This is a genomic window from Amycolatopsis sp. GM8 (assembly GCF_021653975.1).
Lineage (GTDB): Bacteria > Actinomycetota > Actinomycetes > Mycobacteriales > Pseudonocardiaceae > Amycolatopsis_E.
In genome coordinates this window covers 115,393-139,528 of the sequence record NZ_JAJKFK010000006.1, presented here as the reverse complement: position 1 = coordinate 139,528, position 24,136 = coordinate 115,393, and the positions used below count along the sequence as shown (strand labels likewise).

At 71.3% G+C, this 24,136-nt stretch carries 20 protein-coding genes; 7 read left to right on the top strand and 13 right to left on the bottom strand.

From position 1 onward, the window contains the following. Window positions 1-11: 11 nt before the first annotated feature. Window positions 12-947 (top strand): VOC family protein, encoded by a 936-nt coding sequence (locus LOZ83_RS27000; protein ID WP_236794499.1) that lies wholly within the window; start codon window positions 12-14, stop codon window positions 945-947. Further along, a complete protein-coding gene (locus LOZ83_RS26995) occupies window positions 947-2,008 on the top strand; it encodes an acyl-CoA dehydrogenase family protein (protein WP_236794498.1) in 1,062 nt (353 codons plus the stop codon). Before LOZ83_RS27000 ends, LOZ83_RS26995 begins: the two co-directional genes overlap by 1 nt. Before the next feature lie 9 nt (window positions 2,009-2,017). Here LOZ83_RS26995 and LOZ83_RS26990 read toward each other — a convergent pair whose 3' ends face one another. Then, window positions 2,018-2,935 (bottom strand): SDR family NAD(P)-dependent oxidoreductase, encoded by a 918-nt coding sequence (locus LOZ83_RS26990; protein WP_236794497.1) that lies wholly within the window; start codon window positions 2,933-2,935, stop codon window positions 2,018-2,020. A 102-nt stretch (window positions 2,936-3,037) separates the two neighbouring features. Here LOZ83_RS26990 and LOZ83_RS26985 point away from each other — a divergent pair, with 102 nt between their 5' ends. Continuing rightward, window positions 3,038-3,883, top strand: coding sequence for a helix-turn-helix transcriptional regulator (locus LOZ83_RS26985; RefSeq protein WP_236794496.1), 846 nt, complete (start codon window positions 3,038-3,040; stop codon window positions 3,881-3,883). Between the two features lies 1 nt (window position 3,884). Here the strand turns inward: LOZ83_RS26985 and LOZ83_RS26980 are convergent, their stop codons facing one another. Next, entirely contained in the window at window positions 3,885-4,481 is a 597-nt protein-coding gene (locus LOZ83_RS26980; protein ID WP_236794495.1) for an ABATE domain-containing protein, read from the bottom strand. An 80-nt stretch (window positions 4,482-4,561) separates the two neighbouring features. Between LOZ83_RS26980 and LOZ83_RS26975 the strand changes: the two genes are divergently transcribed. Together LOZ83_RS26975 and LOZ83_RS26970 are read left to right on the top strand one after the other, a co-directional pair. After that, window positions 4,562-5,563: a zinc-binding dehydrogenase gene (locus LOZ83_RS26975; protein WP_236794494.1), complete on the top strand. Its 1,002-nt coding sequence runs from the start codon at window positions 4,562-4,564 to the stop codon at window positions 5,561-5,563. Window positions 5,564-5,586: 23 nt separating this feature from the next. Continuing rightward, window positions 5,587-6,222, top strand: a complete 636-nt coding sequence (locus LOZ83_RS26970; RefSeq protein WP_236794493.1) for a DUF1345 domain-containing protein — start codon at window positions 5,587-5,589, stop codon at window positions 6,220-6,222. 4 nt (window positions 6,223-6,226) lie between these two features. Here the strand turns inward: LOZ83_RS26970 and LOZ83_RS26965 are convergent, their stop codons facing one another. Next, window positions 6,227-9,553, bottom strand: coding sequence for a VWA domain-containing protein (locus LOZ83_RS26965; RefSeq protein ID WP_236794492.1), 3,327 nt, complete (start codon window positions 9,551-9,553; stop codon window positions 6,227-6,229). A 592-nt stretch (window positions 9,554-10,145) separates the two neighbouring features. Here LOZ83_RS26965 and LOZ83_RS40530 point away from each other — a divergent pair. Then, window positions 10,146-11,852, top strand: coding sequence for a HAMP domain-containing sensor histidine kinase (locus tag LOZ83_RS40530; RefSeq protein ID WP_236794491.1), 1,707 nt, complete (start codon window positions 10,146-10,148; stop codon window positions 11,850-11,852). A gap of 39 nt (window positions 11,853-11,891) precedes the next feature. Here LOZ83_RS40530 and LOZ83_RS26955 read toward each other — a convergent pair whose 3' ends face one another. The 7 genes from LOZ83_RS26955 to LOZ83_RS26925 all read right to left on the bottom strand — a co-directional run bounded on the left by LOZ83_RS26955 (window position 11,892) and on the right by LOZ83_RS26925 (window position 18,064). After that, the gene (locus tag LOZ83_RS26955) at window positions 11,892-12,314 is read right to left on the bottom strand and encodes a hypothetical protein (RefSeq protein WP_236794490.1); all 423 of its coding nucleotides are present in this window, start codon (window positions 12,312-12,314) and stop codon (window positions 11,892-11,894) included. Window positions 12,315-12,541: 227 nt separating this feature from the next. Next, the gene (locus LOZ83_RS26950) at window positions 12,542-13,111 is read right to left on the bottom strand and encodes a sigma-70 family RNA polymerase sigma factor (RefSeq protein WP_236794489.1); all 570 of its coding nucleotides are present in this window, start codon (window positions 13,109-13,111) and stop codon (window positions 12,542-12,544) included. A gap of 9 nt (window positions 13,112-13,120) precedes the next feature. Then, window positions 13,121-13,888 (bottom strand): GAF and ANTAR domain-containing protein, encoded by a 768-nt coding sequence (locus tag LOZ83_RS26945; protein WP_236794488.1) that lies wholly within the window; start codon window positions 13,886-13,888, stop codon window positions 13,121-13,123. 79 nt (window positions 13,889-13,967) lie between these two features. Continuing rightward, window positions 13,968-15,170 (bottom strand): DegT/DnrJ/EryC1/StrS aminotransferase family protein, encoded by a 1,203-nt coding sequence (locus LOZ83_RS26940; RefSeq protein WP_236794487.1) that lies wholly within the window; start codon window positions 15,168-15,170, stop codon window positions 13,968-13,970. A 31-nt stretch (window positions 15,171-15,201) separates the two neighbouring features. Then, on the bottom strand, window positions 15,202-15,828 hold the full coding sequence (locus tag LOZ83_RS26935) for a hypothetical protein (RefSeq protein ID WP_236794486.1): 627 nt from the start codon (window positions 15,826-15,828) through the stop codon (window positions 15,202-15,204). Between the two features lie 23 nt (window positions 15,829-15,851). Then, window positions 15,852-17,222, bottom strand: a complete 1,371-nt coding sequence (locus LOZ83_RS40525; RefSeq protein ID WP_236794485.1) for a polysaccharide biosynthesis tyrosine autokinase — start codon at window positions 17,220-17,222, stop codon at window positions 15,852-15,854. A gap of 197 nt (window positions 17,223-17,419) precedes the next feature. Further along, window positions 17,420-18,064 (bottom strand): hypothetical protein, encoded by a 645-nt coding sequence (locus LOZ83_RS26925; protein WP_236794484.1) that lies wholly within the window; start codon window positions 18,062-18,064, stop codon window positions 17,420-17,422. Between the two features lie 416 nt (window positions 18,065-18,480). Between LOZ83_RS26925 and LOZ83_RS26920 the strand changes: the two genes are divergently transcribed. Next, window positions 18,481-20,991, top strand: coding sequence for a LuxR C-terminal-related transcriptional regulator (locus tag LOZ83_RS26920; RefSeq protein ID WP_236794483.1), 2,511 nt, complete (start codon window positions 18,481-18,483; stop codon window positions 20,989-20,991). Window positions 20,992-21,001: 10 nt separating this feature from the next. Here LOZ83_RS26920 and LOZ83_RS26915 read toward each other — a convergent pair whose 3' ends face one another. Genes LOZ83_RS26915 through LOZ83_RS26905 form a run of 3 tightly spaced genes read right to left on the bottom strand, consistent with a single transcriptional unit; the run spans window position 21,002 to window position 24,130 of the window. Continuing rightward, window positions 21,002-21,757, bottom strand: coding sequence for an alpha/beta hydrolase (locus LOZ83_RS26915; protein WP_236794482.1), 756 nt, complete (start codon window positions 21,755-21,757; stop codon window positions 21,002-21,004). A gap of 1 nt (window position 21,758) precedes the next feature. Beyond that, the gene (locus LOZ83_RS26910) at window positions 21,759-22,790 is read right to left on the bottom strand and encodes an LLM class flavin-dependent oxidoreductase (protein WP_236794481.1); all 1,032 of its coding nucleotides are present in this window, start codon (window positions 22,788-22,790) and stop codon (window positions 21,759-21,761) included. Next, a complete protein-coding gene (locus LOZ83_RS26905) occupies window positions 22,790-24,130 on the bottom strand; it encodes an LLM class flavin-dependent oxidoreductase (RefSeq protein ID WP_236794480.1) in 1,341 nt (446 codons plus the stop codon). Before LOZ83_RS26905 ends, LOZ83_RS26910 begins: the two co-directional genes overlap by 1 nt. Window positions 24,131-24,136: the final 6 nt, after the last annotated feature.

The following is a 24,136-nucleotide window of genomic DNA, read 5'->3' as shown; positions in this document are numbered from 1 at the left end:
GGAGCCACCCGATGCGGATCTACCGGATCGACCACGTCGCACAGCTGACGCCCGACCTGGACGGCCAGGTTTCGTTGCTACGCACCGTCTTCGGGTTCCGCCCGACCCGCCGCTGGGACAACCCGGAGCAGGGTGTCAAGGGCGTCCGGCTCGCCGTGCCCGGCAGCTGGGGCCAGGACTGGGTGGTGCTCGCCCCGTCCGGCCACAACTCGCCGCTGCAGTCCACATTGGATGAGCAGAAGGGCAGGCCGGGGTTCCACCACGTCGGCGCCGAGGTGCCCGACCTGGACGCGGCACGCGCCGAGCTGGACAAGCGCGGCCTGTCCTATGTGGACTCGGGGCATGGCTGGATCGAGGCGTCGCTGACCCCGCCCGAGCACGGGCCCGGTGTGCGGTTCCGGCTGCGTGGACCCGGCAGCCTGGCGCTCGCCGGTGACGAGAACTCCTCACCCACCGACGATCTGTCCGAAGTGGATGGTCCGGCGGTCGGGATCGTGACCATGGACCACATCTGCCAGGCCTACCCCGACCGCGAGGCCCTCGCCCAGTGGTACGCCGACCTGGCCGGGTTCCTGCCGATCTGGAAGACCCCCATCGACGAGCTGCCCGACATGGCCGACCTGGTGCTGAACATCCCGGGATCCTCGGTGTGCTGGGAGATCATCATGCCGCGTGGTGAGGACTCGTTCATCGACCGGTTCCTGGCGAAGAACGGGACGTCGGTGCACCACGTGACGTTCCAGGTCGCCGACTGGGACGCGGCCCGCGCCGCGCTGGCCGCGCACGATATCGAGCCGTTCGACGACGAAGAGGGTGTCACCGACGGCGCGGCCTGGAAGCACACCTTCGTGCACCCGAAGCAGACCGGCGGGGTGCTGGTGCAGCTGTTCTGGGAGGAGAAACCGGGCGTGTGGGTCCGGTCCGACAAGATCCCGGTGGGCGCCTAGTGGACCTCACTCTGACCGAGGACCAGCAGTTGGTCCAGTCCACCGCGCGGGAGTTCCTGGCCGGGCGCTCCGGTGTGGACGGAACCGGGCTGTGGAAGGAGATCGTCGAGCTGGGCTGGGTCGGGCTGGCCGTGCCCGAGTCCTACGGCGGTGTCGGCGCGGACTTCCTCGACGCGTGCCTGATCGCCGAGGAGCTGGGCCGTGCTGGCGTGCCGACCCCGTTCGTGCCGACCGTGGCCGGCGCGCTGACCATCTCCGGATCCGGTACCGCGCAGCAGAAGCAGGCGTGGCTGCCGGCGGTGGGCGGCCGGGCGATCGGCTACGCGCGCGCCGAACCGGGCGGGCATTGGGGCGCCGCCGGATCCGATCTCACCGCGACGCCGTCCGGCGATGGGTACACAGTGGATGGTTCGGCGCTGTTCGTGCCGTTCGCCCTGGAGGTAGCCGACCTGCTGGTGGTCGCCGCGACGCCGGACGGACTGGCCGCCGCCCTCGTCGACGCCGCCGCGCCGGGCGTCACCGGCAAGCGGCTCGACACGGTCGGCAACGAGCCCGTGTACACGGTGACGTTGGACAATGTTCCCCTTGCACTGGAACGGTTTCTCCCCGTCGGGGAATCCACTGTGGACTCCATGACGGCGTACGCGACGGTACTCACGTGCGCGGAGATGGTTGGCGGCGCCCAGGCCGTGCTCGACGTGACCGTCGAGTACGCCGGGCAGCGCCGCCAGTTCGACAGCCCGATCGGCGCTTTCCAGGCGGTGCAGCATCACTGCGCGAACATGGCGATCGACGTGCTGGGCGCCAGGTTCGCCGCCTACGAGGCGGCGTGGCGGCTGGGCACCGGTTCCGACGCCGGCGCCGAGGTGAGCACCGCGAAAGCGGTCGTCAGCGAGGCGTACCAGCGTGTCTGCGCGCTCGGCCAGCAGGTGCACGGCGCGATCGGCTTCACGGCCGAACACGATCTGCACCGCTATCTCCGCCACGCCACCGCCGCCGCCCTCGCCTACGGCGACGCCGACTACCACCTGGCCCGGCTCGCCACCAGACTCGGGGTGTAGCAAGGGCCGTCAGCGCCGTTCGGTCGTTTCGAGGAGCTGGGCGGTGGCCTCCCACAACCGGCGTTCCCGGTCGCGGTCGTGGGCGAAGGGCTGTACCTCGATCACCTTGTCGATCAGCACGAACGCGCCGTCGCGCAGGTGCGCCCACTTGTCGTCGAGCGCGACCGAGGCCAGCGCCGGGCCGGAACGCACCGGAGTGGACACCCCGGGCAGACGCGCCAAGCCACGCCCGATCGCCTGCATCGCCGGCGGTGTGCCCCGGCTCAGTCCGGTGCCGGGCATCCAGCCGGGTTCGAACACCGTGACGCCAACCCCGGAACCGACGTGCCGCTGCAACTCGTGGGCGTAGTACAGGATCGCCAGCTTGGCATTGGAGTAGGCGACACCGGCGGCGGTGAAGCCCGGCGGCTTGTCACCGGTCGCGGGCCGGGCGATCTCTAAGGGATCGCGCCAGTCCGCGGCGGGCACGCCCATCAGCCGCCGCCAGAAGTTGGCGTAGTAGGTGTTCGAGCCGACCAGCACGATGCGGGCGGGCTCGATGAGCGTGCCGAGCAGGTCGCCGATGAGCTGGGCGTGCGCGAGGTAGCTGACGGCGAAGGTCAGCTCGTAGCCGTCGGCGGACGCTTCGCGGGTGTCGGCCGACATGCGACCGGCATTGGCGACCAGCGCTCGCAGCGGCCCGACCGTTCCGGCGTCGACCAGGTCCCGTACGGCGGTGGCCGCGGCACGCACGTCGGCGAGCCGGGACAGGTCGCACCCGATCTCGTGCACCTTCGCCCCGCGGGCGCGCGCCTCGGCGGCGACGTCGGTCAGTCCCTTTCCGGGACGGCCCACCAGCAGTAGCTCGCCGTCCGGGCGGTCCGCCATGGCCAGGGTGGCGGCGCGGCCGAGACCCCCGGTCGGACCGGTGATCAGTGTGGTTGTCATGGTCGCCAGCCTCCGGCAATGACGGACCGCCGGCCATTCGTCCCGTTGTCATAGGACTGCCGGGGCCAGGACAACGGCGGCACGGGCGCGCACACTGACCGGGTGGAGTCGTGGGAGTTCGGCCGGACGGTGCACCGCTGGCGGGACCGGGTCGCGCCCGAGACCGTGGGCGTGCCGGTCGGCCGCCGGCGCCGGGCCAGCGGGCTGCGCCGCGAGGAACTGGCCGGGCTCGCCGGTATTTCCGCCGACTACCTGACCCGGCTCGAACAGGGGCGGGCGACCACGCCGTCGGCGCAGGTGGTGGAGGCGCTCGCGCGGGCGCTCCGGCTGTCCGACGCCGAGCGTGACCTGCTGTACCGGCTGGCCGGCCATGCCGCGCCCGGGCTCGACGTCGTCCCGTCGCGCCTCCCCCCGAGCGTCCAGCGGCTGCTCGACCGGCTGGCACACACCCCGGTCGTCGTCTACGACGCCACCTGGACGCTCGTACACGCGAACGCGCCCTATGACGCGCTGATGGGCGAGACCACGTCGTGGCGCGGGATCGAGCGCAACGCCATCTGGCGCAACCTCGCCGGCCCCGGCACCCGCACCGTCCACACCGGACAGGAGCAGGCCGACCACGAGGCGCGGCTCGTCGCCGATCTGCGCCTGACCGCGTCCCGCTACCCCGCCGACCGCGCACTGCGGCAGCTCATCGCCGAACTCACGGACTCGAGCCCCCGCTTCGCCGAACTCTGGGACTCCGACGCCCCTCCCCCGCTCCCGGACCCGTCCCGCCACAAGACGATCGACCACCCAGCGGCGGGCCACATCACCCTGGACTGCGACGCCCTTATCGTCGCCGGCGACGACCTGCGGATCATGGTCTACACCGCGGAACCCGGCACCCAGGACGCGGAACGCCTCGCCCTCGCGGTCGTGCTCGGCACCCAGACGCTCGTCGAGTGACTCACGACGTTTCGCCGGCCGCGCGACCCCGGTACCGGCCGATCTTGGCGAGGTTGCCGCAGCGCTCCATGGCGCACCAGCGGCGCCGGCGCGCCTGAGAGTCGTCGAGGAACACCAGCGTGCACTCGGGGTTCGCGCATTCCTTCACCCGCCCGGCAAGTGGACCGCTGAGCAGGTCGATCGCGTCGCGCGCGATCGTGGACAGGGCTGCCGCGACCGGCGCCGGGCCGTGCCACGCGGCCGTCAAACCGCCGGCGCCGATCTGGAGCCGTGGGACGAGATCCGCGTCGTGGGCCAGCCGGTTGACCACGGCCGCGTCGTGCTCGCTCGGGCGCCGGCGGTCCAGGACGCAGCGCACCAGGCCATAGACGGCCTCGCGCAGCTCGCGGGCGCGTCGCACGTCGGCCCCCGTGGCCTGCGGCGGCGAGGTGGCGAGACCGGCTTCGACCAGCCACCGACCGAGGCGTTCGCCGTCGGGCAGTCGCTCGATGTCGTGGCTGCCGCGCTTGGCAACCGTGTCCACCAGGTCCAGACATGGCCGCCCGCCGACGAAAACGAACGCCGGTGGCGGGTCGATCGAGGTTCCACGGGCTGGCACGGGACCCACTCTACCGTTGACACCGGTTCAACCGGTGTTTCATGCTGACACCAGTTGAACCGGTGTCGAGGAGGATCGTCGTGCGTGCTGTCGTGGTGGAATCGTTCGGAGGCCCCGAGGTTCTGGGCGTCGTCGAGGTGCCCGACCCGGCACCGGGCCAGGGCCAGGTGCTGATCGAGGTCGAGGCGGCCGGGGTGAACCGGGCCGACGTGCTCACCCGGGCCGGGGAGTACCACCGCGCCGGCCGGCCGCCGGTGGTGCTCGGGCTGGAGGCCGCGGGCACCGTGACCGCGCTGGGCGAGGGCGCGAGCGGGTTCCGGGTCGGGCAGAAGGTCGTGGCGATGGGCGCGGCCGGCGCCCCGGGCTTCTACGCCGAGCAGGCCGCCGTCTCGGCCGAGCGCGTCGTGGCACTGCCCGATGGACTCGACCCGGCACAGGCCGCCGCGCTCCCGGTCGCCTGGCACAGCGCCTGGTACTGCCTGCACAACCTGGGCCGCGTCCAGCCCGGGGAGACGGTGCTGATCCACGCGGCGGCCAGCGGGGTCGGCAGCGCCGCCGTGCAGATCGCCGTCGCCGCGGGCGCGCGCGTGATCGCCGCGGCCGGCACGCCGGTCAAGACCGAATGGGTCGCGGCACTCGGCGCCCACGAGGTACTCGACTCACGGGCCCTCACCGGTGACGAGCTGCTCGCCCGGGTCGCGGACCTGACGGACGGTCGCGGCGCCGAGGTGGTGCTGGACACCGTCGGCGGCGACGTCTTCGCGTTGAGCCTGAAAGCGGCAGCGCACGGCGGGCGGGTGATGGCGCTGGCCAACGTCGCCCTCGCGCCGAGCACCATCGACACCCGCGACTTCTACCCGAAGAACGTGAGCATCCACGGGTACCAGTCCACGAACCTCATCGAGCACGGCTACGACCCGCGCGGTGATCTCGGACAGCTGATCGCGAAGGTGGCGCACGGCGAACTGCGCGTCCCGGTGGACTCCGTCTTCCCGCTGGAGGACGCCGCGGGCGCGCACCGGCGGCTGGAATCGCGTGCCACCCGCGGCAAGGTCGTGCTCACCACCGGCGCGCCGGCCTGAGCGTGCCGCTAAGGTGATCGCCGATGAGGAGCTGGCTGGGGCCCTCCGCGGTCACCCGTCTCACCGGCGCGGTAGTCGTGGGCGCGGTGATCGGCGCGGTCGTGGGGTTTGTCGCCACCGTGCCCTTCGGCGTGCTCGCCGGCGTCACCGCGACCGAGACGATCTTCGTGGCCTCGGGCTGGACCGTGCTCTGGCCGATGAGCGCCGACGAGACGCACCGGAACGCGGCGCGCGAGGACTTCCGGCCGCTCGCCGAGGAACTGGCCGTCGTCGGGGCGGCGCTGTGCGGGCTGATCGGCATCGTGTTGTTCCTGCTGCTCGGCAACTCCGGCGGCGGCCCCGTCGCGTCCGCGGTGGCGCTCGCCGGCGTGTTCATGGCCTGGGCGGCGCTGCATCTGATGTACGCCGCGCGCTACGCGTACCTGTACTACCTGGAGACCGCGGGCGGGATCGACTTCAACTCCGACGAACCGCCGTCCTACCGGGACTTCCTGTATTTCAGCTACAACCTCGGCATGACGTACCAGGTCTCCGACACCGCCGTCTCCAGCTCGGCGATCCGCTCCGTGGTGCTGCGGCACACGCTGCTGTCCTACGTGTTCGGCACCGGGATCCTCGCCACCACGATCAACCTCGTGGCGGGCACGGTCACCAGCTGACGTCTCAGCCTCGGCGTCGCCGGGTCAGGGCGATCAGCAGGGTGCCGACGCCGAGCAGGGTCGCGGCGAGCCAGATCGAGGGCAGCAGGTCCTCCCCGGTGGAAGCCAGTCCGCCCGCGGGCGAACCCGGCTCCGCGGGCGGGGGCGGTGGCGCAAAGGCGTTCGTCACCGTGCACGTGATGTCCTGTCCTTCGTGGACGGTCACCGCATCGCCATCGCCGACCGGGGTGCCGCCGGATTCCGCGCACTGCCAGGGCGAAGCCGCGTACGGGGCCGGACCGCCGGTCTCGGACAAGTGATAGGTGCCCACGCGCACCGGCATGCCGGTGACGTCCGCCGACCCGGTCGGGCCCGCGATCGGCAGCGGGCCGTCGGCGTGCAGGGTCCACTCCCCCGGCGTCGCACCGGGGCCCGCGGGGTCGAGCTGCTTGACCAGGGTCAGGTGCGGCGTCCGGGCCGTGTTCGTAATGGTACAGATCACTGCGGACCTCGGTGGAACGGTGACGATATCGCCTTGCAGGGCACCACCTTCGCACTGCCAGGCGCTCGCGTCGAAGCCGGCGGGACCCGTTTCGGACAGGTCGTACGAACCCGGCTCGACGGGAACGTCCTGCACCCCACCGGGCCCGGAGACGCCGCCTTCCCGCCCCTGGGCGGTGAGCACGAAGTCGTCCGGCCCCGCGGTGGATCCCGAGTCGCCGGGGTCGACGATCTTGCGCAGGGTGAGCGTGGCCGGTGTGTCGTCGTTGGTGGCCGTGCACGTCACGCCGGCGTCCGGACCGTCGTCGGCGCTGAGCAGCACATCGTCCGCGCCGCTCGTGACCGACGACGGGTCACACCCGAACTCCGCGAGCTGATAGCCGGGCGGTCCGGACTCGGTCAGCCGGTAGACGACGCCGGGCCGCAGCAGCACCGGCGCTCCGGGGCCCTGCACGGTGACCGGGCCGAGCCCGGCGGGAACGTTGTCGCCGGTGGGGGTGAGCGTGAGCTGCCAGTCGGCGGGGGTGGCGGTGCCGCCGTTGTGGTTGGCGACCGCCTTCACGAGGTCCAGCGTGGCGACGCTGTTGGTCATCACGCAGGTCACATGCTGACCGAGCGGCACCCGGACGGCACCTTCGATGCCGTCGATGTAGTTCGCGCCGGTCGACTCGGTGCAGGTCCAGGATCCGCTCGAATCCGGGTACTGCAGGTTCCCGCTGGCGTCACGGGTGCGGCTGTCGGCCGGGGCGTACCGCGGATCGCCACCGGACTCCGACAGCACATAGGTCCGGTCCGGGGTGACATCGGCCGTGACACCGGTCTGGCCGGACGGTCCGTCCACAGCGGACCCGTCCTGTTTGGTCGCGGTGAGCGTCCAGTCGTCCGGGTTCGCCGGTCCGCCCGACACCTCCTTCACCAGGGTCAGCTGCGATCGGCAGTGGAGATAGTTGGTCACGGTGAACACGTTGAGCGCCGGGTCGGCGTCGAGCGTGACGTTGTGCTCCCGTTCGAGCGGGACCGCGACCCCGTCGGCGCCGGTCACCGTGGGCCCCTGGCTCTGGGTGCAGCCCGGCAGGCCGATCTGGGTGCTCTCGGAGATGGTGGCCTGGCTGCCCACCTGATACTCGGGATATTCCTGGCCCCAGTGCGGATCGGTGATCGCGGCGCCGGACGGCCCGGTCAGCCCCAGCTGGGCTTCGAGGCCGTCGGGTTGCGCGCCCTCCTCGACGATCCGCCCGTCGATGTTCCATTGCTTGCCGACCGTGATCGAGGTCGTGCCCGCCGGGGCCTGGTTGTAGAGCGTGCACGTGGTGGCTTCCGCGGCGGGCACGCCCAGCACATGGAACCCGGCGGCGTCACCCGGCGAGGCGGTCACGGTGAGCTGAACCTCTTGCCCGGTCGGCGATTTCGTCACGCAGGCGGCCGGATCCCCGGCGTCGTTGGCCGGGATCTGGGTGTAGCCCGGATGCTGTGTCTCGACGATGTCCAGGTCCAGCTGGGGCTCGGTGGCGCCGGTGAGGTCGAACTGCACCGCGCCGGTCCGGTCGGTGCTGGTCGTGCGTGACTCGCCGGGGAAACCGGGGCCCGCGGCGGTGAGCTCCCAGCCGGGGCCCGCCGGCAGCGCCTGCGCGATGGTCTGGCCGGGCAGCACGATCGCCTTCACCACGTTCAGCGTGCCCTGGCAGCCGGTCAAGGCGAGTTGCCGGAGCGCGGTGCCCGCCGCGGTGTAGTCGGTGTTCTGGTAGTAGTCGGCGGTCCGCGCGTTGGTGCCGTCGTACTTGACGTCACCGGAGATCGCGGCCAGGTTCAACGCCGCGGCGGGGTCGCTCACCCCGGTGCCCACCCCCATCGCGATGAGCCGGGTGCCCAGGCCCTTCAGCTCGTTCGCCGAGAAGATCGCGTCCTCCATCTCGGCGAACCGGTTCGTGATGCCGTTCGCCTGCCCCTGCACGCCGCGGGAGGTCGGGTTGCCGTCGGTGAGCATGACGGCGAGGTCGTAGTCCGGTGCCGAGCCCGAGGCGACCCGCAGCGCCTGGTCCCAGTTGGTGCTGCCGCTGGCGTTGAAACCCCGGTAGGCCGCCTTCACCTGGTCCACCCCGGCGGGCGTGGAAACCGGGGTCAGATCGGGCGAATTCGGCTTCGCGCTGATCGGCGAGGTGGTGCTGAAGTTGATCACCGCGACGCTGGACGGGGTGCCGGCGAGCCCGTTGACGAGCGCGTCGGCCGCGCCCCGCAGGTTGGCCTCCTGGCCCTGGACCGAGGTGGACCAGTCGATGATGAGCGCGACCCGGAGGCCGCAGCGAGCCGGGAACTCGGGGTTGACCCGGGATTGTTGCCAGGTACCCGTCGACCCGTTCTCCGGTCCGTTCACGATGTCGGCACCGTTCATGAAACCGTTGTCGTCGTTGCTGCCGCTCGTGTAGGTCTGTCCTGCTTGGACTTCGGGCGTGAGGAACGCGTAGTCGCGCGCGGTCGATCCCGGGCCGCCACTGGCCGGCCCGGTGCGCAGCTGGGTGTTCATCTGCCAGCCGGCGGGGACACTGACCTGCTTGACCCAGTAGCGCACACCGACTTCGGTCACGGTGATGAGGCACTGGCCGTCGCCACCGGAGACACAGCTCGCCACCGGTGTCGCCGCGAACTCGGCGGCGCTGAGCCGGCCGTCGCCATCGTCGGGAACCACGCCGAGCACGACACCGGCGAGCCCACCGACGTTGCCCGCCTCGGCGCGGGCGCCGCCTACCCCGACCTCGATCACCGCGCCGCCGGCGGGCTGAGCCGCCACCGGTCCGGCGCCGAACACCGCCACGAGCGCGAGACAGCCGAGCACGGCCGCGACTTTCCTTGCCACGCAGGGACCCTAACCGCGGGTTCACGCCGGGTGGACCCGGAAAAAGGCCCTGTCAGCCCACTGGGCGACAGCAGCACGGGTGAATCCGTAGTCGCCGCGGCGCGGACGTGCGGTCACCCGCGATGAGCGATGCCGCCTCTGGGAGAGCACGACATGCTGGGCACGCGCCAGCCCCAGGCGCACCGGTGGCCGCGACTGGCCAACGCGGCCACCGGTCTCCCCCCGACAGGCGGTGGTGAAACCCATGCCGGTAACGGGCGAAGAAATCCTGCTGATCGGCCGGCTGCGACCAGGCGCGGCCGGAGAGACATCCCGGGCGGCCCACCTGTTCCTGCTGCCGCCCCGGCGAACCTCCTTGATCACGACCCTGTGCGGGAAAGTATTGCGGTGCGCGGACATCGAGTTGCTGTCCGTACCGTCCGGGATGCCCTGTGAACGGTGCCTGGTGCAGACCTGCGAGCAGCCACCAACGGGTGATCACCCCCTATCGCCGGGTCGGGTGAACTAGCCCAGGCGGGCCACCGGCGCTACTGCCCGCCGGGCCGGCGTTTTCCTAACCTCACGGAAGCGATGATCGTTTCCGGGAGGGGCAGTGACGAGTTCCGGTGGCACCGGGCAGGTGACAGCGCTTCTGCTGACCGCGGCCGACCTGGTCTCGTCGGGCGCGGACGGCGAGCAGTATCGCGGGCGGTTCGCCGATCTGCTCAGGGCTGTCCGCGGGGTGCGTTCGGTACGCGCGGTACCCCGGCCGGAAAGTCAGGCGCGGCAAGGGTTTTTCCTGCTACCGCTGCCACCTGTCCGTGGCCGGGCGGGCGCGCGCGAGGCCCTGCTCGTCGAGCTGGCACGGATGGGAGACCGGCGCTGGAGCGGGCGCGCGCAACGCGACCGGCTGGAGTCGGTGCTGGTCTTCCTGTCGCACGCGCTGGCCATGCCGGCGCTGCGCGACAGCGTGTCCGCGGCACCGCTGCTGCTGCTCGGCCTGACCCGGGACAGCTGGTTTCCCTGCACCGGCCGCACGGCGCGGGAACTCGGGACGCCCCAGGACCCGGACCGGGCCGCCGGCCCGCTGACGATGGTCGACCCGCGCGACCGGATCACCGCGCTCCGGGCGTTCGCGAAAGTCCACAGTGGACTCAAAACCAGTGCACGGGCACACCTCCGGCTGAGCCGCCGGGCGGGGGACGAGCTGACCGTCAACGCCTTCTTCATCGACCTGACCGGGGTTCCCGGTATCGACGGGATCATCGTCGCCGGTCACGACGTGACACAGGCCGGGGCGGACCGGGCCGCGGTACGGGAACTGCTGCCGCGTCTCCCCCACGCCGCGTTCCTCATCGGGCACGACGGCGCGGTGGTGCTGGCCAACCGCCGGTTCGCGCAGCTGACGGGTACGCCCGGCTGGCCGGGCACCGGTGAGGATCGGGCACTGTGGACGGTCGCCGCCGGATGCCAGGACCAGCAGGACGCCTTCCGGCGGTTCCAGTCCGTGCTGACTGCGCGCCGGGGCACGGCCGACGTCACGCTGGGTGCCGGCCGGACGCTCGTCGCCGAACGCCGGCCCCTCGTGGAATCCGGCACCGAGACCGGTGCGTTGTGGACGTTCGAAGTACGCGATGACCGACCGGCCGCAGAGGAACCGGATGCCCGCCACGGCAAGGCGCTCGCCGCTGTCGCACAAGAGGTCAGCGCTCCGGTCACCGCCCTGCTGAGCCTCGGCGGGCTGCTCGGCGACACCCGCCTGGGCGCGGGAGCCATGGAGCAGCGCTCGACCGCGGAGGTGATCAACCGCAACGCCGGGCGGTTGCGCCGGCTGGCCGATCATCTGCTGCTGCTCAATCGCCTCGACCGCGGCGAACTGCGGGTGCGGCGGACCGAAGTGGATGTGCCCTCGCTGGTGGCGGAAGTGGTCGCGGCGACCGCGAGCGGTGCCATCCGGCAGGTCGCCACGCCGGGGCCCACGGCGCATGTCGATTCCGCGCTGCTGCGCCAGATTCTCGGTGAGGTACTCGAAAACGCCGTGCGGTACGGGGAAAGCAGGAGCATCCGGGTGACCACCGGCTTCGCCGCCGGGTGGTGGACCGTCGAGATCGCCGACTCGGGAATCGGGATCCCGCCCGGCGAACTCGACCGGGTGGCACGCCCGTTCGAACGCGGCACGAACGTGGTGAACGGCGGCTACCCCGGCGCGGGGCTGGGTCTCGCGATCGCGGAGGAACTCGTGAAGGCGCACGGCGGAACCCTGCGGCTCTCCAGCGTGTTCGGCGTCGGCACGACCGTCGCGATTGGACTGAAAGCCTGACGGGGCACTGGTGCCGCCACACCAGTGCCCCGCCGGTACTCAGCTCTGCGACGCGTTTTCCGGCGCGCAGGGCACGTTCTCGAGGGCGTTGGCCAGGTTCGCCGTGAGATCGTTCAGCAGCTGGATCAGCTCCGGCCGCGGCATTGTGGCGATCATGTTCCGCAGGATCTGGAACCTCGACACCAGCCAGTCGTAGGTCGGCTCCAGCGCGCTGGGCAGGACCGGCGGATACTCCTGCAGCAGCACGATCACCGCACCCAGTTCGACGTCGATCAGCGCGGGGTCCGTCGCGTGCGAAAGGTCGTAGAGCGCGCCCTGCAGAGCGTCCACTGTGGCGCACAGGACCGGCTTGCCCGGCGTGGCAGGCAGCGTGTCGGCCTGCGCGATGCCCGCGGTGCCGCCGAGTACGCCGGCTATCACCAGCGTGCCTGCGACGGCCGAACGGACGGGATGGGATAACACGAAGAACCTCCTGGAAACACAAGGAAACAGGTCAGCCGTCGGCCGGGAAAGGTGGAACCGGCAGTCACCACGGGGACCAGGAGGTAGCGGAACCAGCGCCGGAAGAACGTTCGCGGCGTCGGGCAACGGAAGCCTTCACCGTGTGTGGATCTCCTGTCAACCTGACCGCGCGGAAAACCGGAGAACCGTGAAAACACCGCACTTTCGCGTGAACCCCGCACGCGCGATCACAGTCTTTCCCTTGCCTCCAACCGATCCCGCAGCCGCTCCACCGCCTGCACCGACAGCTGGAACACCCGGGAGTCGCTGAGGCCCAGCTCCACGGCGATCTCCGCGATCCGCCGCTGCTGCATGAACCGGCTGGTGAAAATCATCCGCAGCCGGTCCGGCAGCCGGTCGATCTCCATCCGGACGACCCGGAGCCGTTCCCGGCTCAGCACGATCTCCTCCGGGCCGGGCGCGGTGTCGGACAGCCAGCCGGCGATGTCCTGTGAGGTCAGCGGTTCGACGTCCACTTCGTACGGTGCCGGGGCCTTCGGCCGGGCGTCCGTCATGAATCGCCTGCTCTCCTGCGCCGCGGCGGTCCGGATGGCCCGCTCCAGCCGGGGCTGCGCGAAGCGGGAGAACGAACGTCCTTGCCTCGCCCGGAAAAGCTCGGCCGACACCACTAGTGCGTACACCCCCGCGGCCGTGATCTCCTCGATGTCCGCGTACGCGGGGAGCCCGGGGGCCAGCGTGCGCACCCAGTCGTGCACCAGCGGCAGGTGGGCGCGGATCAGCTCATGCCGTTCGGCCATTCTCGCGGGTCACCTCGCGGTGGACTTCGGTTCCACGGCGAGCAGGGGCGCGACCGTGGGAGAATGGGCGATCACCGCCCGCGCCACCTCGGTGAGCCGGCTGCGGCCCCGGCGGGCGAACCCGCGCATCAGCTCGAACGCCTGCTCGGGATTGAGTTCGTGCCGCTCGGCGAGCACACCTTTGGCCTGCTCTATGACGATTCGCGTGGTCAGCGCGGTCTGCAGCTGGCTGGTCCGCACCTCGGCCGCACCCAGGGCGCGCCGGTCCAGGATGGCCGCGGTGACCACCGTGGACAGTGCGGTGGCGACCGTGGTGTCCTCACGGCTGAGCGGGCCGGGCCGTTTCCGGAACAGGGTCAGCGCGCCGAGCCCGTCCGTGTGCCGGCACAGCGGAATCACGTGCACAGCGCAGAACCCCGCCCGCAAAGCGGTCGTGCGGAAGGTTTCCCAGTGCCGCGCCTCGTTCAGGTCCGGCACGTGCACCGGGCCGCGGGTACGGAAACCGATCACCGCCGGGCCGTCGTGGAACCGCAGCTGGAGAAGCTGCAGCAGCCGCACCGTTTCGCACGACGCGGCCACCTCGGACAGTTCACCGTCCGGGCCGGACAGCAGCACCCCCGCCGCGTCGACATCGAGCAGTGCGGCCGAATGCCCGGCGAGGAGTTCGAGACAGCGCGCCTCGTCGCGTGTCTCGCCGGGGATGTCGCACAGGTCGACCAGCGCGGCGGCGAGATCCGACGCGCGGGGTCTTGGGGTCCGGCAATGGTCATTGGTCATGCGCAATGCCTATCGTCACCGGCGCTCGCGCGAGAACCGCTGGCGCGGCGTTCACCTGCAACGGGTGAACTGGACTCGCTCACGCCGTCGCCGCCTTCAGCACCTTGACCACCGCGGTCGTCACGTCCCGCATCTCGTCGGCACCCAGTCCGGGATGGATCGGGAGCGTGAAGGAGGTCCGGCCGAGTTCCGCCGCGGCGGGCAGGAACGGCGGCGTGCCCTCGACATCGGCGAACGCGCGTTCGCGGTAGATCTCCGTGTTGCCACCGGGACCGCACGGAATCCCTTCGGCGTTGATCGCGTCGATCACGCGGTCCCGGTCCCAACCGCTGCCGAGCCGTTCGGGCCGCAGGTGCGCGTAGAAACGATGATAGGAATGCTCCACATGGGCCGGTGGATCCTCGGCCCGCACCGCGGGCAGGGTGCGCAGCACGTCGAGCAACAGCGCGGCGTTCACGCGGCGCTGCTTGACCCATTCGTCGAGCCGGCCGAGCTGGATCCGGCCGATCGCCGCCTGCAGCTCCGTCATCCTGGCGTTGGTGCCGAAGCCGTCGTGCAGCCACTGCGTCCGCCCGAGCTGTGACCGTTGCACGGCGGCGACGTTCTTCCCCTGGTCCTTGAACTCCCAGCAGGAACGCCACAACGCCAGGTCCGACGTCGTCACGGCACCGCCCTCGCCGCCGGTGGTGAGGATCTTGTTGTGGCCGAACGACCAGGCGGCGACGTCGCCGAAACCACCGACCGGCTGGCCGAAGTAGCGGGCACCGTGGGCCTGGGCGCAGTCCTCGACCAGCCGGATGTCGTGCTCCCCCGCGAACTGGATCAGCGGGGCGAGTTCCGCCGGATGCCCGGCGAGGTGGACCACCACGACGGCCCGGGTCCGCCGGGAAAGCACCGGCTCCACCGTCTCGCGGCTGAGACACCGGCTGCGCACGTCCACATCGGCCAGCACCGGTTTCGCTCCACAGCGGACCACCGCCGAGGCGGTCGCCATCACCGTGACCGCCGGGACGACCACTTCGTCGCCGGCCCCGATGCCGAGACCGCGCAACGCGAGTTCGAGCGCCACCGTCCCGCTCGAGACCGCGACGGCGTAGAGGGTGCCGGCCCTGGCCGCGAACTCGCGCTCGAACGCCCGCCCGTGGGGGCCCGTCCAATAGCTGATCTGCCCCGAGCGGAGCACGTCGGAAGCCGCGGCGATCTCCGCCGGCCCGAACACCGGCCAGCCGGGCAACGCGGCCGTGCGCACGGGCCGGCCACCGTCAAGGGCGAGTACGGTCATCGATTTTCCTTTTCTCTACCGGGGAAGGTGCTCACGCGGGTACCTCCGGCGGGTTGCTGGCGGGTTTGAGGAACTTGACGAAGCGATAGACGGCGGATTCGACGAGAGCCACCGAAACCGAGTAGCCGTAGTCGGAAAGCCGTGCCGGGTCGGGAATGTCGTCGGACTCGGGGGTGCGGTGGGCGCCGGCGGCACGCAGCTCCCGCCCGGACTCGGCGGCCGCTCTCGCCCGGATCAGCGGATCGCGGGGCAGGCGCAGCGCGTCGATCATGGGCAGCAACCGGACGAGCTCCAGCATGCAGAAGGTCCGCCCGCGCGCGCCCGGTTCGAGCGCGAGCACGGCGGCGCCCTGCCGGCGGGTCGCCGTCAGCACGAGATCCGCGCCGCGGATCTGCCGTCCGGAAAGGCGGGTCGACTGGAACGCCCTGGCGTCGTCGTCGAGCCCGCGTGACGCCAGTACTCGCACCGCCCGGTGGTCCATGGGCGTGCCGGGTGCGGCCTCCGTGCCCGCACTCGACACGGCGAACCGCGATACCACGGCGCCCAGCGCGGTGCGGAGCAACTGCCGGGCGAGCAGTTCGGCGATGGGCGACCGGCTCACGTTGGTCGTGCCGACGAACAGGATGCGGAACGCCCCCGTAGTTTCCCGATCCGACATGAGAAGCCCCCCCGGCAGCATGGTCAGCGGCGGTGCCCGGCCCCGTTCCGCGGCAGCCCGCCGGCCGGGCGTTCGCGTTTGCGGCCGTTCACCTGCCCGGCCGGAACGCGGGCGACGGCCGCGAGCGGGATGGTCGCCTGCGGGTCCGCGCCGGCGGTGTCCTCGGCGGACTCCGGCGTCATGGTCAGGACCGTGCCGTAGAGCCGCGCACCGGTCGTGCCCAGCTCGGCCAGCGCGGCTTTGATCTGGCGCCGCGTGGTTTTCGCGTGCCGCACGGCGAGCAGCGCGCCGTCGCACTCGGCCACGAGCACGGCGGCACCGGTGCCGGGCTGCAGCGGCGGTGCCTCGATCAGCACCATGTCGTACCGGCAGCGGAGTTCGCCCAGCAGGATGCGCATCCGCCCGGAAGCGAGCAACCCGCGGGGATCGGGCGGGGCCGCGCCGGCGACGAGGACGTCGAACAGCGAACCGGCGGACGGGCGCAGTGCCCGGTCGAGGGTGACCCGGCCGGACAGCACCGAGGTCAGTCCGGGCACCTTGTCGAGCCCGAGACAGCCGGCCAGGCGCGGCCTGACGAGATCGGCTTCGACCACCACGACCTGGTGCCCGGCCGCGGCCAGCACGATCGCGAGATTGCACAGCAGGGTCGTCTTGCCGGCCTCCGGCAGCGCACTGGTGAAGGTGATCACCTTCCGCGCGGAGTCCACGTCGACGAACTGCAGATTTCCCCGCAGCGCCCGGAAAGCGTTCGCCTGGGGCGAGTGTGGACGTTCCCGCACCGTCAGCGGGAGCCGTGGCGCCTGCGGGTCGTCGCCCAGTACGCCCAGGGCCGGCACGCGGGTGAGCGACTCCAGGTCGTCCACCGTTTTCACCATCCTGGGCCGGATTTCGCGCAGCAGGGCCAGCCCGCACCCGGCGACGAGCCCGGCGAGGGCGCCGAGCGCGAAATCGAGCGAGAGGTCGGGGCTGACCGGCGAAGCGGGCAGGGCGGCCGGTGCCACGACGGTGGCCACGAGCCGGTCACCCGGCGCCGGCTGTGCCAGGTCCTCGACGAGCTGGGTGAACGCGGCGCCGGACGCGTCCGCGATGCGCTGGGCCTGCACCGGGGACCGGTCGGTCGCGGTGACGGTCAGCAACAGCTGGTCCGCGGACGCGTCGAGTTTCCGCGCGATCTCCGCGCCGGGAATGGACAGGCCGAGCCGCCCGGCCACGTCCTGTCCTATCCGGTCACTGGTGAGCAGGCGGGCGTAGGAATCAATACGTTGTTCGGGCGCGGGCACATAGATCGTTATCTGCGCGGCGTATTCGGGCGGCGTTCGCCAGACGAGAACAGCGGCCCCGCCGAGGCCGCACAGGAACCCGAGCAAGATCGCGGCCCACCTTTTTCTGGCCACTCGGGGAAAATCGTGCAAGATCACCAGTTACCTCCGGCCGGTCGAAAGAGAATCTGAGTCGGCTGGGGCCTGGCCGGAAGGGTGGGGAATTCGCTGAGACCGCGCGGGCCACAGAATGACCTGATGCGAGATCGGTTACCAGGGGGCGTTTTCACCCTGTTTTCGACGGCGAGCCGGGGTCCCGGGCCGCGTGGGAGTCACACCTTACCGCCGGCGGGCGGGTGCATCCGGGCGGGCACCCCCTTCGCGACACGGCGTGCGGGCAGGTTCCCGGTCACCACCGCGCCGGCGCCGATGTAGGTCCCCGCCCCGATCACGAGCCCCGGCAGCACACAGGCGTTGCTGCCGACCGTCACGTCGCCGTGCAGCACCACACGGCCCGCCACGTTCGCTCCCGGCAGCACGGTGACGTAGTCGTGCAGCACGCTGTCGTGCCCGACGGTCGCGTTGTACTGCACCTGGGTGTGGGCCGCGACATGGCTGCCCGTCGCCACATAGGTGTTGGCCAGCACGATGCAGCCGCCGGCCACGGAGACGTCGTGGGCGACGGTCGCGGTGGGGTGCACCACGACGGACGGGATCAGACCGCGGCCCAGCATCCGTTCGGACAGCGACCTGCGCACCGCCGGGTCCGCGACCGCCACCACGTACCACCCGTCCGCCGATTCTTCCGGCCGCCGCACGGGAACACCGTGCAGTTCGGTGAGGGATACGTGGTCGTCGACGAGGACCAGACCACTCGGGCGGTGTCCACATGCGAAGGCCGCGTCGAGCGTCTCCCGGCCCAGCCCGCCGGCCCCGACGATGTGCAGGCGCGCGGACCGGCTGCGAGTTGCGGTCATTTCGGTGCTTCCTCGGTGAAAAGTTTCGAATGCGCCCGAAATGGGCCTCGGCAATTCGTGGATGCTCACTGCAGCCGAGCCGGAGTGCTTCACCCGCGGCGGGTGAATACACCACTAATAGTGCCCATTCCTGTGAATCATTACCCAAAAGTGGGCAGTTTGGCGTCGCAAGGGCGGTCACTAGCAGTACGAGACACTCCGCCAAGCGGGTGAATACCCGCGAAACCGTCATCCATTCGAGGGGCAACCTGTCGTTTGGGTAGAGCAATGGCACTTAAATACGGGAAGTTCTCGTAGCCTTGTCCACTGTGCAATCGGGGGAGGGAATGCTCATTACGCAGACCGTTCCGGTCGCAAAACTCACGGTCCCGGAGATTCCACGCGGAACGCGTTGCCGCGAACGCCTCGGGAGCAAGATGCCGGATGTGCGGACGTCCGCTCCCGCGGTGACTTCGGTGTGCGCACCCGCCGGCTACGGCAAGACCGCGCTGCTGTCGGCCTGGACCCACCGGCTGGGCTCCCGGGTGGGCTGGATCCGCGTCGACGAGTCGGACAACGATCCCGCGACCTTCTGCCGGACCGTCCTCGCGGCGATCCGCAACGCCGTCGACGACCGGCCGGAGCCGCCCGGACCGCCGCGCCAGCGTGCCGGCGAGGTCGCGCTGGTCTCCGCACTGGCGGACCTCCTGGAGCAGCAGGACAGCCCGGTGTTCCTGATGGTCGACGACATCCACCGGCTGCACGAGCCGGCGGCGCTGCACGTGCTGGAGCTGCTGACCCAGTGGCTGCCCGTCCCCTTGCGACTGGTCCTGTCCGGCCGGCGCGAGGCGGCCGTGGGGCTGCACCGGTTGCGGGTCGCCGGCCTGCTGTGCGAGATCCGGGCCGCCGACCTCGCCCTCCAGGAAGACGAAGTGGCGGAAGTCCTTGCGGACGCGGGAATCAGCCTCGACGGGCCGGACATCGCGCGCGTGCTGGCACTGACCGCGGGCTGGCCGTCCACCGTCCGGCTGGTCGCGCTCGCGATGACCCGCACCGGGGATCGCACCGTCCTGGACGAGAAGGTCGTGATGACCGATCCCGCGGTCCGGGACTACCTCGAGCGTGAGGTCCTGGCGGACCTGTCCGCACGGGAGCGCGCCATTCTCGAACGGATCTGTGTCTGCGAGGAGTTCACCGCGCCCGCCGCGGCCACGCTGACCGGGTGCCCGGACGCCTTGGTGGTGCTGGAAAACCTGGAGCGGGACGGCGATCTCGTGATCCGGAACCGGGACGGGGTCACCTATCAGCTGCATCCGTTCCTGCGGTCCTATCTGTACACCATCCTGTCCAGCCGGCAGCCCGTCGTGCTGGCCTCACTGCACGCGGCCGCCGCACGCTGGTCGCTGAAGGTCGGCGACACCGTCACGGCCGCGACGCATTCGGTGCGCGGCGGTGACCCGGAGCTGATCGCGAAGATCGTGCGCGCACACGGACTGTCCTTCGTGCTCAGTGGCGAGGCCGGGCTCCTGACCGAGCTGCACGCGCAGCTGTCCCCGGAACTGGCGGCCCGGCCGGAGATCGGCCTGGTACTCGCACTCGGCGAAATGGCCTTGGGCGACCGGGGTTCCGCGGAGCTGCGCCTCGCGGGGCTGTCCGGGCCCATACCGGACTCCGGTGACACCGCGCTGCGGGATCTGCAGCTCATCGTGCGCACCCACTGGGCACGGCTGACGGGCCAGCTGTTCCCCGGCATGACCGAGCTCGACGAGCGGCTCGGCCGGATGCACGCCGTGGACCTGACCGTGCTCGGGCTGATCAACCGCGGCACAGCCGCACTCTGGCTCGCCCGGTACGACGCGGCGGTGCGCGATCTGGAGCAGGCGATGCGACTGTCCGAACGGCACGGTTTCGACGTCGCGGTGATGCACTGCCTCAGCAATCTCGCCGGGGTGGCGGCCGCCCGCGGCGATCTCCCCCGGTCGAAACGGCTCGCCGAGCAGGCGATCCAGTTCGCGCGGCATCGCGAGCACATGCCGCAGCCGTCCCGCTGTTACGCCTACACGATCGGCGCCTGGGTCGCCTATCAGGAGCTGGACGAGAAAGCCGCCAAGGCCCATATCGGCCGGGCCCGGGAGCTGCTCGGGCCGACCAACGACCGCGTCGTCGAGCTGGGCGCGCTGGCGCTGGGCGCGATCATCGACTTCGAGCACGGCGACGATCCCTATGCGGCGCACGTGCGGCTGCGGCAGCTGTGGTCGGAGGTCGGCACGGACGGACCGGTCCAGCCGGCGCTGGCCGCGTACCTGGTCTCGATCGAGCAGCGGATGGCGCTGCGTCTCGGCCGCCCCGGCTGGGCGGCCGAGGCGGAACGCCGCGCCGCGATGTGGCTCGGCGAGTCCGGCGACGTCGAGCTGATGCGCGCCCGGATGCTCTGGCACCAGGGCCGGGTGACGGCCGTCCGCGCGCACCTGCAGAAGATCATCGACGGCGAACTGGGCTGCCGCGCGGTCACCACCCGGATCGAGGCGTACCTCCTCGCGGCCGTGCTCGCGCACCGCGCCGGGGACGAACCGCACGCCGACTCCGCGCTGCGGGCCGCGGTGGCGGTCGCGGGACCACGCCGGATGATCCGCCCGTTCTGGGACACCGGCGCGGAGGTGCGCGAGCTGCTGGTCGTGCGGCAGGGCCGGTTCGGCAGGCTCGACGAGTTCGTCGCGGACGTGCTGGCCGCGCTGCCGCCGAGCCAGCCGGTGGAACCGGAGCTGACCACCCGGGAAGCCCAGCTGCTGCGCGAACTTCCTTCGCTGGCCACGGTCGACGAGATCGCGGCCTCGCTCTACGTGTCCGCCAACACCGTCAAGACGCATCTGCGGAACGTGTACCGGAAGCTGGGCGCGAGCTCACGGCGGCAGGCGATCGTGGTGGCCCGGCAGCGCGGCCTGTTGTGAACCGCGGCGCTCACCACGCACTGGACTCGATCGAGACCACCGGGAGGAGCCCGTTCTTGAGCGTCTCGAGGAAGGTGACGATTTCGGCGGCGACCGAGCGGTGCTGGAGGTCGTTGAGGACGTCGTGGTGCGCGCCGTGCACGATCGCGAGGCGGGCCGAGGGCAAGGCCTTCACGGCCCGGGTGAGCGTCTCGCGGTCGGCGAGCGGATCCGCGTCGCCGGCGAGGACGAGGTGCGGGATCTCGGCCGCGCCCGCGTAGGCGGCGTCGAGCAACGCCTCGGGCACCGCCACGGCGAGTGAGCCGCGCTCGACGGACGTGTCGCCGGTCAGCACACCGCGGTGCACCGGGCAGGAGGTCCGGGCGTCGAGTTCCTCGTCCCAGCTCTTCGCCGCACCGGCCGCGTAGCCGGGCAGTCCCGCGAGCACGACGGCGTCCGGCCACCAGGCGGCGCCCGCGTCCCGCCGCGCGCCCAGCGCCGCGATCGTGACGGCACCGGTGTCGGCGCCGGCCAGCACGAGTGGGCGTGGCAGCTGGGGGTGCGAGACCGCCGCGGTCAATTCGCCCGCGAACCGCTCCAGCGAGCCCGCGAGGTCGGTGGCGTCGATGCGGGGCGCGTCGACGACCCGGACGCGGTAGGCATCGGTCGCCAGCCGCCTGCCGAGCCGGGCGTAGGTCGCGTGGGTCTCGCCGCGGCCGGGCACGACGAGCACCGTGCCGCGCACGCGCAGCCCGTCGGGTCCGGGAAAGTCGGTGTACCGGCTCATCTCACGCTCCTCGTAGCTCGGGCTGTGGCTCGGGCCGGGTCGCGGACTGGGTTGCGGGCCGCCAGCCCAGGGCCGGGGCGATCTCGGTCGCGATGAGCTCGAGCGCCCGGATCGCGGCGTCGTGGTCCGGCACGGCGGGGTTGAACTGGGTGATCAGGTCGGTGGCGACCGGCAGCACGCGTTCCCGTCGCAGCTCGGCGATGATCTCGTCGGGATGCCCGTAGAAGGCGTGGAAGCGCCGCAACGCCCCGTCGAGGTCCAGGTTCGGCGGGAACGCGCCGCGCTCGCCGAAACGGTGCGCGGCGCGCTGGACGTCGTCGCCGATCTGCGCCAGCGCGGTGCGGCGGTCCGCGGCGGGAAAGACGAACCGGGACAGGCCGATCCGCGGCTCGCGCGGTGTCTGCCACGCCGCCAGGTAGGTGTCGGCCCAGGGGCGCTGCACCTCGTCGGTCGGCGCGTCGTAACCGTAGGTCGCGCGGTTGAGCAACAGGTTCGAGCCGGCGGCCGCCGCGTATTCGGCGCCGGGCCCGCTGAACACGCCCTGCCAGATCCGGTCGGTGAATCCCGTAGCCGGGGGCTGGATGGTGAAGCCCTCGGTGCCGGCCTCCTCGTTGGCCAGCGCCGTGCGCAGCACCGCGAGATGCTCGGTGGTCAGCTCGCGTTTGCGGCTGACGTCCCGGCCGAACGCGGCGTACTCGAGCTCGCTGGCGCCGCTGCCGACGCCGAGCTCGACCCGGCCACCGCTGAGCGTGTCGACCACCGAGACGTCTTCGGCCAGCCGGACCGGGTCTTCCAGCGGCAGGATGGTGATCGCGGTGCCGAGCCTGATCCGGCTGGTGCGGGCCGCGGCGTGCGCGAGGAAAGGCCACGGCGAGGACAGCCCACCGCCACCGTCCGGGACGTGGTGCTGGGCCACCCACCCGATGTCGAAGCCCAGCTCGTCGGCGGCGACGAACAAGTCCTGCGCGTTGCGGTAGGTCCGGACCCAGTCGTCGCCGTGCCCCTGGACGTGGGTGAGGAACCCGAGCCTCATCACGCGTCCACCAGGTTGCGGGCGCGGGTGTGGCGGTTGGCCGGGATCGGCAGGCCCAGGTTCTCGCGCAGTGTCGTGCCCGCGTACTCGGTGCGGAACAGGCCCCGCTGCTGCAGCAGCGGCACCACGCCGTCGACGAAGCGCTCCAGGTCCTCGTTGTTGCGGAACGCGAGGTTGATGCCGTCGAAAGTACCCGCGGCGAACCACTTCTCGATCGTGTCGGCGACCGTGCCGGGCGCACCGACGAACGGCGTTTGCCTGCGCTCGCCGAAACTCTCGGCGACCTGGCGGAGCGTGAGGTTCTCGGTGCGTGCCCGCGCGATGATCTTCGCGGCGCCCGTGCGACCGCCCTTCTCCGCGAGGTGGGCCACGTCGGGGAACGGCGCGTCGAGGTCGTACTGGCTGAAATCGTGCGCCCCGAAGGCACGGCCGAGCAGCGCGACGTTGCGGTCGAAGTCGTTGTCCTCCTCGAAGATCTCGCGAGCGCGCCGCTGGGCCTGCTCGTCGGTGCCGCGGACGATCGGGCCGCCGTGGATGAAGATCTTGATGTGCTCGGGGTCCCGGCCCGCCGCGGCGGTCCGCTGCTTGATGTCGGCGTAGTAGGCGCGGGCGTCCTCCAGCGTGGCCCCTGGCGCGTAGATGCCCTCGGCGACCTGCGCGGCCAGGTTGCGGCCCTCCTCTGAGACCCCGGCCTGGAAGATCACCGGCTGGCCCTGCGGCGAACGGGAGAGGTTGAGCGGGCCGTCGACGCGGAAGTGCTCGCCGGCGTGGTTGAGCGCGTGCAGCTTCGCCGGGTCGAGGAACACCCCGCTCGCCACGTCGGCCGGGAACGCGTCGTCCTCATAGGAGTCCCACAGACCGCGGATCACCTCCACCGCTTCGAGCGCGCGCCCGTACCGAGTGGTGTAGTCGAGGTGCTCGTCGAGGCCGTAGTTCCGGCTGGTGCCGGTGTCGAAACTGGTGACGACGTTCCACCCGGCCCGGCCACCGCTGATGTGGTCCAGTGAGCCGAACCGGCGGGCCAGGTTGAACGGCGAGTTGTAGGTCGAGCTCGCCGTCCCGACCAGCCCGATGTGCCGGGTGTGGGTGGCCACCGCGGACAGCAGGGTCAGCGGTTCCAGCCGGTTGAGATAGTGCGCCGGGTAGGTGGCGTTGATGAACTGACTGTCCACAATGAACAGTGCGTCGAACAGTGCGTGTTCGGCCGCCTGTGCCTGCTGGATGTAGTAGGTGATGTCGATGCTGGCGTTCTTCGCGATACTGGGGTCCTTCCACAGGCCGTGCTGGCCCGGGCCGCCCACACCGTAGGGGTGCAGGGCGAGATGGATCTTGCGGCTCATGGCGTT

Bases quoted from the DNA above. Each gene is read 5' to 3' on its own strand.
- LOZ83_RS27000 (WP_236794499.1), top strand. From the start codon at position 12: ATGCGGATCTACCGGATCGACCACGTCGCACAGCTGACGCCCGACCTG.
- LOZ83_RS26990 (WP_236794497.1), bottom strand. From the start codon at position 2,935: ATGACAACCACACTGATCACCGGTCCGACCGGGGGTCTCGGCCGCGCC.
- LOZ83_RS26970 (WP_236794493.1), top strand. From the start codon at position 5,587: ATGAGGAGCTGGCTGGGGCCCTCCGCGGTCACCCGTCTCACCGGCGCG.
- LOZ83_RS26950 (WP_236794489.1), bottom strand. From the start codon at position 13,111: ATGGCCGAACGGCATGAGCTGATCCGCGCCCACCTGCCGCTGGTGCAC.
- LOZ83_RS26945 (WP_236794488.1), bottom strand. From the start codon at position 13,888: ATGACCAATGACCATTGCCGGACCCCAAGACCCCGCGCGTCGGATCTC.
- LOZ83_RS26940 (WP_236794487.1), bottom strand. From the start codon at position 15,170: ATGACCGTACTCGCCCTTGACGGTGGCCGGCCCGTGCGCACGGCCGCG.
- LOZ83_RS26935 (WP_236794486.1), bottom strand. From the start codon at position 15,828: ATGTCGGATCGGGAAACTACGGGGGCGTTCCGCATCCTGTTCGTCGGC.
- LOZ83_RS26925 (WP_236794484.1), bottom strand. From the start codon at position 18,064: ATGACCGCAACTCGCAGCCGGTCCGCGCGCCTGCACATCGTCGGGGCC.
- LOZ83_RS26920 (WP_236794483.1), top strand. From the start codon at position 18,481: ATGCCGGATGTGCGGACGTCCGCTCCCGCGGTGACTTCGGTGTGCGCA.
- LOZ83_RS26915 (WP_236794482.1), bottom strand. From the start codon at position 21,757: ATGAGCCGGTACACCGACTTTCCCGGACCCGACGGGCTGCGCGTGCGC.
- LOZ83_RS26910 (WP_236794481.1), bottom strand. From the start codon at position 22,790: ATGAGGCTCGGGTTCCTCACCCACGTCCAGGGGCACGGCGACGACTGG.
- LOZ83_RS26905 (WP_236794480.1), bottom strand. From the start codon at position 24,130: ATGAGCCGCAAGATCCATCTCGCCCTGCACCCCTACGGTGTGGGCGGC.